Source organism: Campylobacter sp. IFREMER_LSEM_CL2090, from assembly GCF_025771865.1.
Classification (GTDB): Bacteria; Campylobacterota; Campylobacteria; order Campylobacterales; family Campylobacteraceae; genus Campylobacter_D; species Campylobacter_D lari_D.
Window position 1 is genome coordinate 1 of the sequence record NZ_JAKMRA010000016.1, and the last position, 14,556, is coordinate 14,556.

Sequence of the window (14,556 nt, forward strand, 5' to 3'; positions counted from 1 at the left end):
AGTTAGCATTTTAATTTTTTTATAATGTTATCTAACTTTTTACTATTTCCATCTTTTAAATCTTCTAAAGCTTCTATGGCTGGAGCAAAGTCTTCTATTTCATCAAGATAATTTTCCAAAGCATTGCGTAAAATTTCAGCTTTTTTCTTTTTAGAAAATTTCGCAGTTTGATTTAAGCGTTCATAAAGCTCTAATGGAATAGTTAAGGTGTAGCGTTTGTTCATTTTATAGCCTTTATTTTAGTTTGATAGCTTCTTGACAAGTTTTACATTTGTAACTTGCATTGTTTAATTGAATTTTTTGGTGAATTTCGCAAGGAACTTTGTGAATTTTATTTACACAAGAGCAAATATATTCATAAATTTCTTGAGTTTCTTGAAAAGTTATAGTATTGGCATTTTTATTTAGTTGTGCTTGATGCCATTTTTCTATCTTCATATCTTCTCTTAAAATATGCTCTAAAAGCCATTTTGATGCAATGACATTAAGTTTTTCTTTGAGATCATTTGTGCTTTTGAGATTTTGAATTAAATCAATCATAGATTGGATGATACTTTTGTGAATTTTTTGATGGTTAGAAAGTTCAGGATAACCTATTTTTGCCATGTATTTTTCTTCTTCGGCAAAATGCTCTTTCATATAATTAAAAAAATCTGCAAGTAAAAATTTAATTTGTCCTTTATGGACAGGTTTATCTGAAATCATCTCGACATTTGCAGCAAGTTCAAAAAGTTTTTTATGCTGTCTATCAATTTCTTCATTATGGATACTATATTTACTACACCATTTTGGTAGCATGTTAGCTCCTTGTTTATATTTAGAAGAGTTTTATAAGCATTATAGTTTACTATATTTTAAATTATTATTAATTTTTATTAGATTTCTATTTTTTCTTTGTATTGTATTAAATTCGCAGAGCATTCTTTACATTTAAACTGCACTTTAGAATATTGCATTTTTAAATGAATATCATAAGGAACCTTGTGTGTTTTTCCTTCGCATTGACATTGATATAAGAATTTTTTTGGTTTTGGAGCTTCTTCTTCAAAAGTATCTGAAGAATTCTTTGCTTGGGTGTTTTGACGCCAATGTTCTATCATCATATCATGCTGAATGATGTGTTCTATCAACCATGAATTAACTACTATATATAATTTTTCTTTTAAATCATTTGTACTTTTTATACTTTGTATGAGTTTTATCATGGATTTTGTGATTTGTTTATGCATGAGTTTGTGTTGATTTAGATAAGGGTAATTAATCTCAGCCATATAGGATTCTTCATCTTGAAAATGAATTTTAATATAGTGAAAAAATTCAGCAACTATCTTTTTAAGCTCGACTTGATAAACTGGCCTATCTGAAATTTCTTCCACTTTGGCGGCAAGTTCAAAAAGTTTTTTATGTTGTTCGTCAATTTTTTCATTATTAATACTATATTTTTGATCCCAATTTGGCAACATAATAAAATCCTAAATTCAATAAAATAGTTAATATTTTATAAATACTTGCCTTTAAATATGCTAAATTCACACTAAATTTACATAAAAAAAATATAATAATCCAAATTAAAATAGCATAAAAGGCTTAAAATGGCTACGCAAATTCTTTTACTAGAAGATGATATTAACTTAGGGGAAATTGTTAGTGAGTTTTTAGAAGAAGAAGGCTTTGAAGTGATTTTGGTGGATAATGCTCAAGAAGCACAAGATAAAGCTTATGAGAAAAATTTTGATTTATGGATTTTTGATGTAAAAGTCCCTTTAGGAGATGGTTTTAGTGTGCTTAAAAATTTAAGAGAAGCAGGTAGATATACCCCAGCTATTTTTATGACCTCTTTAAATACTACTATGGATTTACAACAAGGATTTGAATGTGGTTGTGATGATTATATCAAAAAGCCTTTTGAGTTGCAGGAGTTAAAAATAAGGATTAATGCTATTTTAAAGCGTTCTTTTGCGCATAAAAATGAAGATTATGAGGACTTGGGAAATGGTTTTAAATTTGCTTTTATATCGCAAACTTTATATCAAAACGATAAGCCATTGTCTTTACCTTTAAAAGAATTAAAACTTTTATCATTACTTTTGAAAAATAAAGGTAAATTTATAGATACTGCTTATATTTTTGAAGAAATTTGGGAATATGACCAAGAGCCAAGTGAGCTTAGTTTGAGAGCTTATGTGAAAAATTTACGAAAAATTTTAGGAAAAGAAAGCATTATCAATCAAAGAGGAAGAGGGTATTGTTATGCATGAAGCCAAGCGCGTTGCATGGCAAATTCTTTCTTTGTATTTAGTAAGTGTAGGAAGTATTCTTATAGTGCTTTTTGGTATATGGTATGCTAAGTTAATAGAAGATTTAATAAGCGAATATAGCATAAAGCTAAGACAAGAACATCGTTTTGTGATTTTGCAAATGGAAAAATCGCGTTTTGAACCCATAGGAAAAAGTGCTAAGAAAATAGCTCAAATTTCTAATATAAAATTTGCAATATTTGATAGAACTAAGGTTTATTTTTCTAATCTTGATTTATCTGCTCAAACAACTTTTTTTAAATTAAATAATGCGAATATTTATAACAATAACACTTTGATTTATGTAGCTGATATAAATTTAAATAGCTTGTTACTTGCTGATAATCAAAATCAAAGTGCTTTAGAAATATTAGGAGATGTAAATCGTTTAAGAGTTTTAATACAAGGTGATGATATTTCTAAAGAACTTGGATTTATAAGATTTAAAGTTGCTTTAGCTATGGTACTTTCTTTGATTTTTGTTAGTTTAGTAGGATATTTAATACTTAAATTTGCGCTCAAGCCTTTAGAAATGAGGATAAGATTTTTAAATAATTTTATAAAAGATACTACTCATGAGATTAATACGCCAATTAGTGCGATATTAATGAGTGTAGAGAGTTTGGAAAGAAAAAAGAATTTTGAAGAAATTAAGGCTTTAAAACGCGTAAAAATAGCGGCTTTGACTTTGAGTCATTTGTATTCAGATTTAACTTTTTTAAATTTTTCTCAAGCTTATGAAGCTAAAAAAGATTGGATATTTTTAAAAAATTTGATTAAAGAAAGAATGGAGTATTTTAAGATATTTTTAGAGCAAAAAAATATTGACTTAGAACTTGTTTTAGAGGATAATGGAAAAATTTATGCCAATAAAGAGCAGTTTTTTAAAATGTTTGATAATCTTGTTAATAACGCGATAAAATATAATATAAAAAATGGACATATTAAAATAGCACTTTTAGAGCAAAAACTTATAATAGCAGATAGTGGCTGTGGTATAGCAAAGGAAAATTTGGCTAATATTTTTGAGCGTTATTCAAGATTTAATGAAAATCAAGGTGGTTTTGGTATAGGACTTTCTTTGGTAGATAAAATTTGTAAAGAACATAATATAAAAATAAAAGTAGAAAGTGAGTTAAAGAAAGGAACAAAATTTATTTTAACTTGGAAAAATTAAAATTATTTATTGCTCATTTTAGCTTTTTCTTTAGCATTTATAAGCGTTGTGATAAATTCATTTAAATTTTTAGTATCGTTTTGATTTAGAGTTTGTGGGGTATGATTTAGCATTTGAGTGATTAAAAGTTCATTGCTTAAGTCATTATCACCAAATTCTCTAGCTTTTTGTAGAATTTTTAAAGCAAGTAGATTTTTTACTTCATACATTTTAATCCTTTAAATAAATCACGCTAACAATGCGCTTTGGAGTTTGATTTTTTCTATAAGAAAAAAATCTCTCATCATCAAAGGTGCAAAGATTGATATCAAAAATATCATTAATACCTAATTCTTTTGCTTGAAATTTAACTAATGCTTTTAAATCAAGCTTGTTTTTATGTAAAAAATGTGCAAAATTTTCTTTGCTGTGGTTTAAAACCTCGCCATTAATTTCATAATTTTTAGCACAAATTCCTGCTGAAATGATGAGTTTTAAATTCTTGGTTTGAGTATTAAAGCTTTTTTGCATTTTCAAAATAGCTTCTTTTAAGATATTTGCAAAACAACCTTTTCTACCTGAATGCAAAGCTGCTATGGTTTTATTTTTATCATCATATAAAAGTAAAGGCAAGCAATCAGCGCTTAAAATACACAAAGCTATATTTTTTTCATTGCTAATTATCCCATCAGCATTAAAGTGAAAATTTTTATTATAATGAGTGATGATATTAGAATGAATTTGATTTAAAAATACACACTTTTTTATAGAATTTTCCCGAGGAAAAATATTATCATGAATTTTTGCTCTAAAAATATTATAATCTTGATCAAAGGCTACAAAAGCTTTTGCGAAATCATTTTCTAATAAAGTGATGTAATCTTGTCTATTTGTTGCCATGAAATTTCTTTTTTATAATTTAATTGTCTGTGTATATATCTTGCTAAAAGATCACTTTCTATATTGACGCGTCTTCCTATGGTGTAATTTTTAAACAAGGTTTCATTAAAGGTTATAGGAATAATAGTCAAACGAATACTATCTTTTAAAACTTCATTGATAGTTAAACTTACTCCATCTATAGCTACACTTGCTTTATTTGCCATATAAATTTGTATATTATCAGGGCATTTAATATAAAAATCAACTCCGTTTTCTTTTTTAGAAATATTAGTAATTTCGCCAATACCATCAATGTGTCCTTGCATTAAATGCCCATCTATTCTATCGCCATAAGCTAATGCAGGTTCAATATGCACATAGTCTTTTAAATTTTCAATAGCTATGTGAGTTCTTGTTTCATAAGAAAGTTCAAGATTAAAGCCATCATCAAAAAGTTTTGTTACGCTCAAGCACGCACCATTAACTGCTATACTATCGCCTAGTTTTGGCTTGTAACTTGCTTTTAATCTTAAAGTGTTGTTTTGATATGATTTGACAAAGGCTAATTCGCGGATTAATCCATTAAACATTCAATACCTTTAATTTTTATGAGATTTTATCCAAAACTTTTAAATTTCAAAAAGTATTTTTAGTGTTTTATTTTAAAAAATATTATATAATTTTTGCCTTTTTTATAAAAATGAGGTCAAAATATGTATGATATAATCGTAATAGGTGGCGGGCATGCTGGAGTTGAGGCTAGTGCCGGGGCTGCTAGAATGGGCAAAAAAACTTTACTTTTAACTACTTTAATCGAGCAAATTGGTGCTGCAAGTTGTAATCCTGCTATAGGCGGCTTAGCAAAAGGACATTTGGTAAAAGAGCTTGATGCTATGGGTGGACTTATGGGACAAATCACTGATGAGGCTGGAATTCAATTTAGAATTTTAAATGAAAGCAAAGGTGTTGCAGTGCGTGGAAGTAGAGCGCAAATTGATATGGACGCTTATAGAATTTGTGCTAGAAATAAGCTTTTAAAACTTGAAAATTTAGAAATCTCTCAAGAGCAAGCTTTGTCTTTACTTATAGAAAATGATGAAGTTAAGGGCGTTAAAACTAATTTAGAAAATACATATTTTGCTAAAAAAATCATACTTACAACAGGAACTTTTTTAAATGGACTTATCCATATAGGTGAAACTAAGCTTCAAGCAGGTAGGGTAGGTGAGCTTGCGTCTGCAAATTTGGGTGAGTATTTAAAACAAAGTGGTTTAAAAGTAGGGAGGTTAAAAACAGGAACTTGTCCAAGAGTAGATGCTAAAAGTATTGATTTTAGTGTTTTAGAAATTCAACCCGGAGATGAAAATCCTAAGGCCTTTAGTTTTAAAACAAAAAATTTCAAGCCCAATCAACTTCCATGTTATATAGCAAGAACAAATTTAAAAACACATGAGATTATAAAAAGTAACTTTTACCGCGCTCCGCTTTTTACAGGACAAATTGAAGGTATAGGTCCAAGATATTGTCCTTCCATAGAAGATAAGATTAATCGTTTTGGTGATAAAGAAAGTCATCATTTATTTATAGAGCCGCAAACTAAAGATGCTACTGAATATTATATTAATGGCTTTTCTACTTCACTTCCTTATGAAGTGCAAATTGCGATGTTAAGAAGTATAAAAGGTTTTGAAAATGCTAAAATCACGCGTTTTGGCTATGCTATAGAGTATGATTATATTGATCCAACGGAGTTAAAACATACTTTAGAAACTAAAAAGATTAAAAATTTATATTGTGCTGGGCAAATTAACGGAACTACTGGTTATGAAGAAGCAGCTGCACAAGGTTTTATGGCAGGAGTGAACGCGGTTTTAGCAATTGATGAAAAAGAGCCTTTTGTATTAAGACGCGATGAGGCTTATATAGGGGTATTAATCGATGATTTAGTAATGAAAGGCACAAAAGAGCCTTATAGAATGTTTACTTCAAGAGCTGAATATAGACTGCTCTTAAGAGAAGAAAATGCTATTTTAAGACTTGGAGAATATGGACATAATTTTAAACTTTTAAGTCAAGAAGACTATGCATATATTGATAATATAAAGCAAAATGTTAGGAAAGGACTTGAGTTTTTACTTCAAACTACATGGACACCAAGCAATCAAAATAATGAATTTTTGCAAAGCATTAAAGAAGAAAAAATTACCTCAATAGTAAGTTTGCAAAAAATTGTTGCAAGAGCGAGTTTTAATATAGAAAAATTAAAAGCTCTAGATGAAATGTTTGCAAAAATGGATGAGTATTCTTTAAATGAAATTTTAAATGAAGCAAAATATTATCATTATATAGCAATGCAAAAAGCACAAATAGAAAAAATGAAAAACTTAAATGACTTAAAAATTCCTGAAAATTTTGACTTTAAAAGTGTAAGTGGTTTGAGTAATGAAGTGGTGGAAAAACTGCAAAAATTTAATCCGCCAACTATTTTTGCTGCTTCGCAAATTAGTGGCATCACCCCTGCTGCTTTAGATATTTTGCATATTTATATCAAAATGAAAAACAATAGATGATATTAACTTATCTATTGTTTTGATTTGAAAATAAATACACTTCTGTTATTTTAAATAAATACTTGCATATCTTAAATAAAGCTTTTTTATATAAAGAAAAAATTTATTATTTTTTAGATAAACTGCTATACTTTACAACAAATAAATCAAAACAAAGGAAGTAAAATGGCTACATCTGAAAGTAGACGAAGCTTTATGGGCTTTGCCTTTGGAACGGTAGCTGCTGTGGGTGGTGCTTTTTCATTAGTTGCAATGAAAAAAACATGGGATCCGCTCCCAAGTGTAAAAGCAGCAGGTATTACTACCGTAGATCTTTCTGGTATGAAAGAAGGCGAATTAAGAACAATCGAGTGGCGTAAAAAGCCTATATTTATCTTAAAAAAAGATGCGGATATGGCAAAAGATAGCAGTAGGGATGTTATTGTAGGTGATGTTGCATATACTGTAGTTATTGGTCTTTGTACGCATTTAGGCTGTATTCCAGCTTATGCTCCAAGTGAGAAATTGTTTAAGTGCGCATGCCACGGTGGCGAATTTGACACTAGTGGTAAAAATGTATTTGGTCCTCCTCCAAGACCTTTGGACATTCCTCCTTTTAGAATTGATGGAACTAAATTAGTGTTAGGCGAAGAAGGTCCAGAATATAAAAAAATGATTGCGGAGGCTTGATATGGCACAGATAAAAAAAGCTAGTGGTATTATAGATTGGCTTGATCAAAGATTAGCTGTAAATAAGCTTTTTAATGTTTTAATGGCTCAGTATTGGATACCAAAACAAATTAACTTCTTATGGGCAATGGGTGTTATCTTGACAACTCTTTTTGCTATTTTATTTATTTCAGGTCTATTTTTAGTAATGTATTATAAGCCGGATGTGGCTTTGGCTTTTGATAGTGTTAATAAAACTATCATGCAAGAAGTAGAGTATGGTTGGCTTTGGCGTCATATGCATGGTGTGGCTGCTTCAGTTGTGTTTTTAATCATATATATCCATATGTTAACGGGAATTTATTATGGCTCTTATAAAAAGGGTCGTGAGATGATTTGGATTAGCGGTATGCTTTTGTTTGTTGTATTTTCAGCAGAAGCATTTAGTGGGTATATGTTACCTTGGGGACAAATGAGTTTTTGGGCTGCTCAAGTTATTACTCAGCTTTTTGGCGGAATTCCTTTTATAGGTGATGCATTAGTTATTTGGATAAGAGGAGATTTTGCAGTATCAGATCCAACTTTAACTAGATTTTTTATGCTGCATGTGTGCTTATTGCCAATTGTAATTTTAGCAATTATTGCATTCCACTTTTATTCTTTAAGAATTCCTCATGTAAATAATGAAATTTCAGAAGAAATTGATTTTGATTTGGAAGCTGAAAAATATTTAGCAGGTGATACAAAAGGTTCTAAAGTTATTCCTTTTTGGCCAGGATTTTTAGCTAAAGATTTTATGTATATTGCGTTATTTATGATTTTCTTTTTCTATTTGGTGTGTTTTAAATTTAATTTCGCAATGGATCCAATTAACTTTGACCCAGCAAATTCTTTAAAAACACCTCCTCATATTTATCCTGAGTGGTATTTCTTATGGAGTTATGAAGTTTTAAGAGGATTTTTCTTTGATGTTGGAAGCATTAAAGCTTTTGATATAGGTCTTGCAGCGTTTGGTATAGCACAAATTATTTTCTTCTTGTTGCCTTGGCTTGATAGAAGTGATGTTGTAAAACCAGCACACGAAAGACCAATGTTTTTTGTATGGTTTTGGGTGTTATTGATAGATTTAATTGTACTAACAGTTTATGGAAAGCTTCCTCCAACGGGAATTAATGCTTGGATAGGATTTTATGCTTCTATGGTATTTTTACTATTATTGTTAGTAGTCTTACCAATTATTACTATCATGGAAAGAAAAAGGGGCTAATAATGAGAGAATTAAAAATATTTTTTGTAGTTGTCTTTTTCACAGGTTTAGTTTATTGGGGGGTTGAGCCTTATGCACATTTAGTGATGAATCCTCCTTCAACTCCAGTTAATTTTGACTTTGCAAAAGCTGATGCAGAATTTACCAAAGGCGAAGTTGCTTTAAAAGAAAAAGCTGCAATAGATGCTAATGCTTCAGGAAGTGAAAAAGCTATAGCTAATGCTCAAAAAGCATTAGAGCTTGCTAAAAGCCAAGAAGAAGCTACCAAGCAATTATGGGAAAAAATCGCAAAAATCGATTTTAGCAAAGGTAATGCACAAAAAGGAAAAGAGCTTTTTGAAGGAAATTGTATTGCATGTCATGGTGTGAAAGCCGTCGGAATTCCTGCTACTATTACAGATTCTTCTTTAGGTGTAACACCTCCTGATTTAAGTGATGCGGGTGCTATTTATGATGAGAAATTTTTAGCAGCACTGATTGTTGATCCAGTTAAGGCTTTGCAAATTTCACATAAATTTAATGATGAAAATCCATTCTTAATGCCTGCTTATCCTTTAAGTGGTGATGAAGCACAAGATAATCAAGATTTAGCAGATTTAATTGCATTCTTTAAAAATACAGCTAGTGAGTATGAGAAGGAATTTGATACAAAATTAAAAGCAGATTTAGAAGAAAAATATGCTAAAAACCAAGAGCTTTCAGAGCAAGCAAAAACGGCTTTAATTGCAAAAGAATTTGATTTTGCTAAAAACAAACATACATTTGAAAATGCTTGCGGAAGATGCCATGATGTAAAATATGATGGTTTTGTTTCAAGTTCAAATATGAGTGATTTAAAAAATTATCTTGGTATGACGCCTCCGGATTTATCTATGATGATTCGTTCTAAAGGCACGCATTATCTTGAAATCTTCATCAATGAACCTCAAAAGAAAATTCATGGAACTGCTATGCCAAGAGTTGGTCTAAATGAAAAAGCACAAACTCAAGTTATTAGTTATCTTGAAAAAGTTGGTGATAGTAAAAAAGAAGAAAGAGAGCAAACAGGAATTTATATTATGATATTCTTTGCTATCTTAAGTATTTTTGCTATAGGTTGGAAAAGATCAGTTTGGTCTAAACTACACTAATTTACTCAAAGAACGCCTTGTGGCGTTCTTTTTCTTCAATAATAAGCTAAATATAAAATAAAATTTGATATAATATTTTTTCATTTCACACGCATTAATTTCCTTATTAGGTTGCTTATGGGTTAAAGAATGCGGAGGAATAAACCTAATTATTTTATTTCAAGGAGAATTTCATGGTAAGCATGAGAGATTTGTTAGAGTGTGGTGTACACTTCGGACACCAAACAAGAAGATGGAATCCAAAAATGAAAAAATTTATTTTTGGTGAAAGAAAAGGTATTTATGTAATTGATTTGCAAAAAACGCTTAGATATTTTAGATATACATATAACATTGTTCGTGACGCTGCAGCAGAAGGTAAGACAATTTTATTTGTTGGAACTAAAAAACAAGCAGGTGGAGCGATTAAGGAATATGCTGAAAAATGTGGTATGCCTTATGTAAATCACAGATGGCTTGGTGGTATGATGACAAATTTTGGAACTATCCGCCAATCAATTAGAAAATTAGAAGTTATAGAAAAAATGGAAGAAGATGGAAGTATTAAACTTTTGACTAAAAAAGAAGCATTAATGCTTACTAGAAAAAAAGAAAAATTACTAGCATATCTTGGTGGTATTAGATATATGAAAACTCAACCTGATATGATTTTTGTTATTGATACTGTTAAAGAAAAAATTGCAGTACAAGAAGCTAATAGATTAAAAATCCCTGTAGTTGCTCCACTAGATACAAACTGCGATCCTGATTTAGTTGATTTTCCAATTCCAGGAAATGATGATGCAATTCGTTCGGTTCAACTTTTCTGTCAAGAAATGGCTGAAGCAATCAATGAAGGTAAAGCATTAAGAGAGCAAGATGGTGAAGTTAGCGAAGAGCAGCCTATTTCTGAAGAAGAGAAAAAAGAAGTTTTAGAAGAAGTTATGAGTGAAGAAGATTTTGAAGGAGATAAAGAGTAATGGCTGAAATCACTGCACAAATGGTAAAAGAACTGCGCGAGAGTACTGGCGCAGGTATGATGGATTGTAAAAATGCTTTAAAAGATACAGATGGTGATTTTGAAAAAGCAGTGCAACTTTTAAGAGAAAAAGGACTTGGAAAAGCTGATAAAAAAGCTGATCGTTTAGCTGCTGAAGGTTTAGTAAGTGTAAAAGTAAGTGATGATTTTAAATGTGCAACTGTAAGTGAAATTAACTCAGAAACAGATTTTGTTGCCAAAAATGAACAATTTATTGCTTTAACAAAAGATACAACAGCACATATTCAAGCTAAGAGTCTTCAAAATGTTGAAGAATTACATTCAAGTGAGATTAATGGTGTTAAATTTGAAGAGTACTTAAAAAGCCAAATTGCAACTATTGGTGAAAATTTAGTTGTTAGAAGATTTGCTACTTTAAAAGCAGGCGCTAATGGTATAGTAAATGGTTATATTCACACCAATGGTCGTGTTGGTGTAGTTATTGCTGCAGCTTGCGATAGTGAAGCTACGGCTAGCAAGTGTGGAGAATTTTTAAAACATATTTGTATGCATATTGCTGCAATGAAGCCAAGTTATTTATCTTATGAAGAGCTTGATATGGATTTTGTAGAAAATGAGTATAAAGCTTTAGTTGCTGAGTTAGAAAAAGAAAATGAAGAAAGAAGAAGATTAAAAGATCCTAATAAACCAGAGCATAAAATTCCAAAATATGCAAGCAGAAAACAATTAACTCAAGAGGTAATTCAAGCAGCTGAAGAAGCTATTAAGGCTGAACTTCAAGCACAAGGTAAGCCAGAAAAAATTTGGCCTAATATTATCCCAGGTAAGTTGAATAGTTTTATAGCAGATAACTCTCAACTTGATAGCAGACTTACTTTAATGGGTCAGTTTTATGTAATGGATGATAAAAAAACTATCGAACAAGTAATTGCTGATAAAGAAAAGGAACTAGGTGGAACTATCAAAATAATCGAATTTATTCGTTTTGAAGTAGGTGAGGGCCTAGAAAAGAAAACTGAAGATTTTGCTGCTGAAGTTGCTGCACAAATTGGTTAAAAATGGAACTTTTAAAAGCGGAAAATTTAAACCATAGTTTTGATATTCCGCTTTTTGAAAATTTAAATTTTACTTTAAATACAAAAGATTGTATTGCAGTATGTGGAAGCAGTGGATGTGGTAAATCTACTCTTTTGCATATTTTATCTACCTTATTAAAACCTCAATCGGGAAAAGTTTTTTATAATAATCAAGATTTATACGACTTAGATGATGAAGCTTTGCTAGAAATTCGTAGAAAAGATTTTGGTATTATTTTTCAAATGCATTATTTATTTAAAGGTTTTTTGGCTTTTGAAAATATAGAACTTGCGAGTGTTTTAAGTGGGCAGAATATTGATTATGAATTATTAAAAAAACTTGATATTGCAGATTTAATGAATCAAAAAATCACAAAACTAAGCGGTGGACAACAGCAAAGAGTAAGTATAGCTAGGGTTTTAAGCAAGAAGCCAAAAATTATTTTTGCAGATGAGGCTACCGGAAATTTAGATTTTAAAAATGCTTTAAATGTAATGGATATTTTGATTGATTATATCAAAGAAAATAATGCAGCTTTAATTTTTGTTACGCATGATCAAGAGCTTGCTAAAAAATGTGATAAGGTTTTTCACTTAAACAACCATGGAATTTGTTAAATATTTAGGTGATGAAAATGTAGTTATTTTCATGCTTTTGTTTGCTAGAATGAGTGGATTGATAGTTTTTTTCCCTTTTTTTTCTCATAATAGTATTCCTTTGGTGGTAAAAACAACTTTGGTAATGTTTTTAACAATGTTTTTATACCCCTTAGCTAAGCTTGAAAATAATACACCTGATTCTTTTTTTATTCTATATCTTTTAAGTGAAGTTATTTTTGGGATGATAGCAGGAATGATTTTGCAAATGACTTTTGCCATTTTGCAAATGGCAGGTGAGCAGATTTCTTTTACTATGGGTTTTTCAATGGCTAGTGTTATGGATCCCACAACAGGTGCAAATACTCCTGTAATTTCACAAGTTTTAAATTTATTAGCTTTGCTTGTATTTTTAGCTTTTGATGGACATCATTTGATTTTGCTTTTTATATCTAATTCATTGGAATATATTAGTTTAGGTGGATTTTATCCACATGAAAATTTAATGCTTTATTTAAATAAAGCTATGGTAAATATTTTTGTGCTTGGTTTTTCTATGGCTTTTCCTGTTTTAGCTATTTCTTTGCTATCAGATGTGATTTTTGGCATGCTTATGAAAACTATGCCACAATTTAATCTTTTAGTGGTTGGTTATCCTATCAAGATATTTTTGTCTTTCGCGGTTCTTATTGCTATTTTACTTATTATGATGCAATATTTTAAAAATTTAATAGTAAAAAGTTTTGAGCATATGGAGTTGTTATTTTTTAATATATAAGCATTAAATAATTAAAAATGTTTTAAAATAATGTATTTTTTATTCTTGGGAGATGATAATGAGGGTTTTGCTAATAAATTCCAATATAGCTGTTTCAAAATTAATTAGTTTGGGGGTTCAAAAATTAGGTTATGATTTTGAGGAGCTCACGGGTATTGAGGAGCTTGAGGGATTTTATGATGTAATTATTATAGATCATGATATTGAGGCTGATTTAGATGATTTAAAAAGTAAATGTGATAGATTGATTTATTTGTTACCTAGAAACCTAGAACAAAAAGAAGGTATAGAATGTTTGTATAAACCGTTTTTACCTACCGATTTTATAAATCTTCTAAGTGGAGATGGGGTTTTGGATGATATTCAAAAAGATGCTTTGAGCGAAGATGAACTAAATTTTGATGATGAGGAAGTTGTTGGTAAAGATATGCCTTTGGATGGAAATGAACTTTTAGAAGGTATTGATTTGTCTGAACATGAAGAAAATTTGAGTGAAGATGATTTAAATTTACAAGAAGATTTTTTTGAAGAGAATTTAGGTGATGGATTAAAAAATGATGATATATTTGATGCAACAAGTGAGTTAATAGATGAAGAGAAAACAGAAGATGATTTAGTTTTTTCAGATAGCTTAGATAAAGAAAATATAGAAGAAAATATAGAAGAAAATATAGAAGAAAATATAGAAGAAAATATAGAAGAAAATATAGAAGAAAATATAGAAGAAAATATAGAAGAAAATATAGAAGAAAATATAGAAGAAACCCTCGCTGAATTTGATTCTTTTGATGCATTACCTATGGTTGAAGAGATAGGTGAAAAAGAAATGAGCTTTGATGATTTGCCTGAAGATGCTCAATTTATTGGCGAGGAAAAAGAAGAAAAAATGGCTTTAGAAGAAAATGAGCCTATGGTTGAAGAAATATTTGAAAATCAAAGTATAGATGATTTTCAACTAGAAGAAGAGGAGCTAAGTACTCAAGATAAGATAAAAGAAGAATTGGCCGCTATTGATGAGCTTGATGAAGAATTTAATGGTCTTAATGGGGAGCTAGTGCAAAATTTTGACACTCAAGAAACAGATAACAATGAAAATACGCAAGCTTTAGATTTAGAGGAAAATATAGAGGAAAATATAGAGGAAAATATAGAGGAAAATATAGAGGAAAATATAGA

The 14,556-nt window shown here is 29.8% G+C and carries 17 protein-coding genes; 11 read left to right on the plus strand and 6 right to left on the minus strand.

The genetic code is table 11. The annotated features are described in order from the left end of the window. Positions 1-2: 2 nt before the first annotated feature. The 3 genes from L8V85_RS07975 to L8V85_RS07985 all read right to left on the minus strand — a co-directional run bounded on the left by L8V85_RS07975 (position 3) and on the right by L8V85_RS07985 (position 1,463). Positions 3-224: a CopG family transcriptional regulator gene (locus L8V85_RS07975; RefSeq protein WP_263666114.1), complete on the minus strand. Its 222-nt coding sequence runs from the start codon at positions 222-224 to the stop codon at positions 3-5. Positions 225-234: 10 nt separating this feature from the next. After that, positions 235-798, minus strand: coding sequence for a bacteriohemerythrin (locus tag L8V85_RS07980; RefSeq protein ID WP_133318657.1), 564 nt, complete (start codon positions 796-798; stop codon positions 235-237). A gap of 77 nt (positions 799-875) precedes the next feature. Beyond that, positions 876-1,463 (minus strand): bacteriohemerythrin, encoded by a 588-nt coding sequence (locus L8V85_RS07985; RefSeq protein WP_220567131.1) that lies wholly within the window; start codon positions 1,461-1,463, stop codon positions 876-878. A 129-nt stretch (positions 1,464-1,592) separates the two neighbouring features. On the opposite strand from L8V85_RS07985, the gene L8V85_RS07990 reads away from it, so the two are divergent. Together L8V85_RS07990 and L8V85_RS07995 are read left to right on the plus strand one after the other, a co-directional pair. Further along, positions 1,593-2,258, plus strand: a complete 666-nt coding sequence (locus L8V85_RS07990) for a response regulator transcription factor (RefSeq protein ID WP_263709195.1) — start codon at positions 1,593-1,595, stop codon at positions 2,256-2,258. Then, on the plus strand, positions 2,251-3,474 hold the full coding sequence (locus L8V85_RS07995; RefSeq protein WP_263737798.1) for a sensor histidine kinase: 1,224 nt from the start codon (positions 2,251-2,253) through the stop codon (positions 3,472-3,474). Before L8V85_RS07990 ends, L8V85_RS07995 begins: the two co-directional genes overlap by 8 nt. Positions 3,475-3,476: 2 nt before the next feature. Here the strand turns inward: L8V85_RS07995 and L8V85_RS08000 are convergent, their stop codons facing one another. The 3 genes from L8V85_RS08000 to ribE are packed head-to-tail and all read right to left on the minus strand — an operon-like array spanning position 3,477 to position 4,925. Continuing rightward, positions 3,477-3,683: a hypothetical protein gene (locus tag L8V85_RS08000; RefSeq protein WP_133318661.1), complete on the minus strand. Its 207-nt coding sequence runs from the start codon at positions 3,681-3,683 to the stop codon at positions 3,477-3,479. A gap of 1 nt (position 3,684) precedes the next feature. Beyond that, positions 3,685-4,353: a peptidoglycan editing factor PgeF gene (pgeF, locus tag L8V85_RS08005; protein ID WP_263737799.1), complete on the minus strand. Its 669-nt coding sequence runs from the start codon at positions 4,351-4,353 to the stop codon at positions 3,685-3,687. Next, entirely contained in the window at positions 4,317-4,925 is a 609-nt protein-coding gene (gene ribE, locus L8V85_RS08010) for a riboflavin synthase (protein WP_133318663.1), read from the minus strand. Before ribE ends, pgeF begins: the two co-directional genes overlap by 37 nt. Positions 4,926-5,048: 123 nt before the next feature. Between ribE and mnmG the strand changes: the two genes are divergently transcribed. The 9 genes from mnmG to L8V85_RS08055 form a co-directional block, all read left to right on the plus strand. Continuing rightward, the gene (gene mnmG, locus L8V85_RS08015) at positions 5,049-6,905 is read left to right on the plus strand and encodes a tRNA uridine-5-carboxymethylaminomethyl(34) synthesis enzyme MnmG (protein ID WP_263737800.1); all 1,857 of its coding nucleotides are present in this window, start codon (positions 5,049-5,051) and stop codon (positions 6,903-6,905) included. 165 nt (positions 6,906-7,070) lie between these two features. Beyond that, positions 7,071-7,574, plus strand: coding sequence for a ubiquinol-cytochrome c reductase iron-sulfur subunit (gene petA / locus L8V85_RS08020; RefSeq protein WP_133318665.1), 504 nt, complete (start codon positions 7,071-7,073; stop codon positions 7,572-7,574). Position 7,575: 1 nt separating this feature from the next. Then, positions 7,576-8,820: a cytochrome b gene (locus L8V85_RS08025; RefSeq protein ID WP_220567136.1), complete on the plus strand. Its 1,245-nt coding sequence runs from the start codon at positions 7,576-7,578 to the stop codon at positions 8,818-8,820. Between the two features lie 2 nt (positions 8,821-8,822). After that, complete coding sequence (locus L8V85_RS08030; RefSeq protein WP_263737801.1) at positions 8,823-9,950, plus strand: c-type cytochrome; 1,128 nt, start codon at positions 8,823-8,825, stop codon at positions 9,948-9,950. Between the two features lie 173 nt (positions 9,951-10,123). Beyond that, positions 10,124-10,909 (plus strand): 30S ribosomal protein S2, encoded by a 786-nt coding sequence (gene rpsB, locus L8V85_RS08035; protein WP_220567138.1) that lies wholly within the window; start codon positions 10,124-10,126, stop codon positions 10,907-10,909. Then, positions 10,909-11,985 (plus strand): translation elongation factor Ts, encoded by a 1,077-nt coding sequence (gene tsf, locus L8V85_RS08040; RefSeq protein ID WP_263737802.1) that lies wholly within the window; start codon positions 10,909-10,911, stop codon positions 11,983-11,985. Before rpsB ends, tsf begins: the two co-directional genes overlap by 1 nt. 2 nt (positions 11,986-11,987) lie before the next feature. Beyond that, positions 11,988-12,623: an ABC transporter ATP-binding protein gene (locus tag L8V85_RS08045; RefSeq protein WP_133318668.1), complete on the plus strand. Its 636-nt coding sequence runs from the start codon at positions 11,988-11,990 to the stop codon at positions 12,621-12,623. After that, positions 12,610-13,380 carry a flagellar biosynthetic protein FliR gene (fliR, locus tag L8V85_RS08050; RefSeq protein ID WP_133318669.1) on the plus strand — a complete coding sequence of 257 codons (771 nt, stop codon included), beginning with the start codon at positions 12,610-12,612 and terminating at the stop codon, positions 13,378-13,380. The genes L8V85_RS08045 and fliR overlap by 14 nt, the downstream gene beginning before the upstream one ends. Positions 13,381-13,438: 58 nt before the next feature. Beyond that, the coding region (locus L8V85_RS08055) for a hypothetical protein (protein WP_263737803.1) at positions 13,439-14,556 on the plus strand (1,118 nt) is incomplete at its 3' end.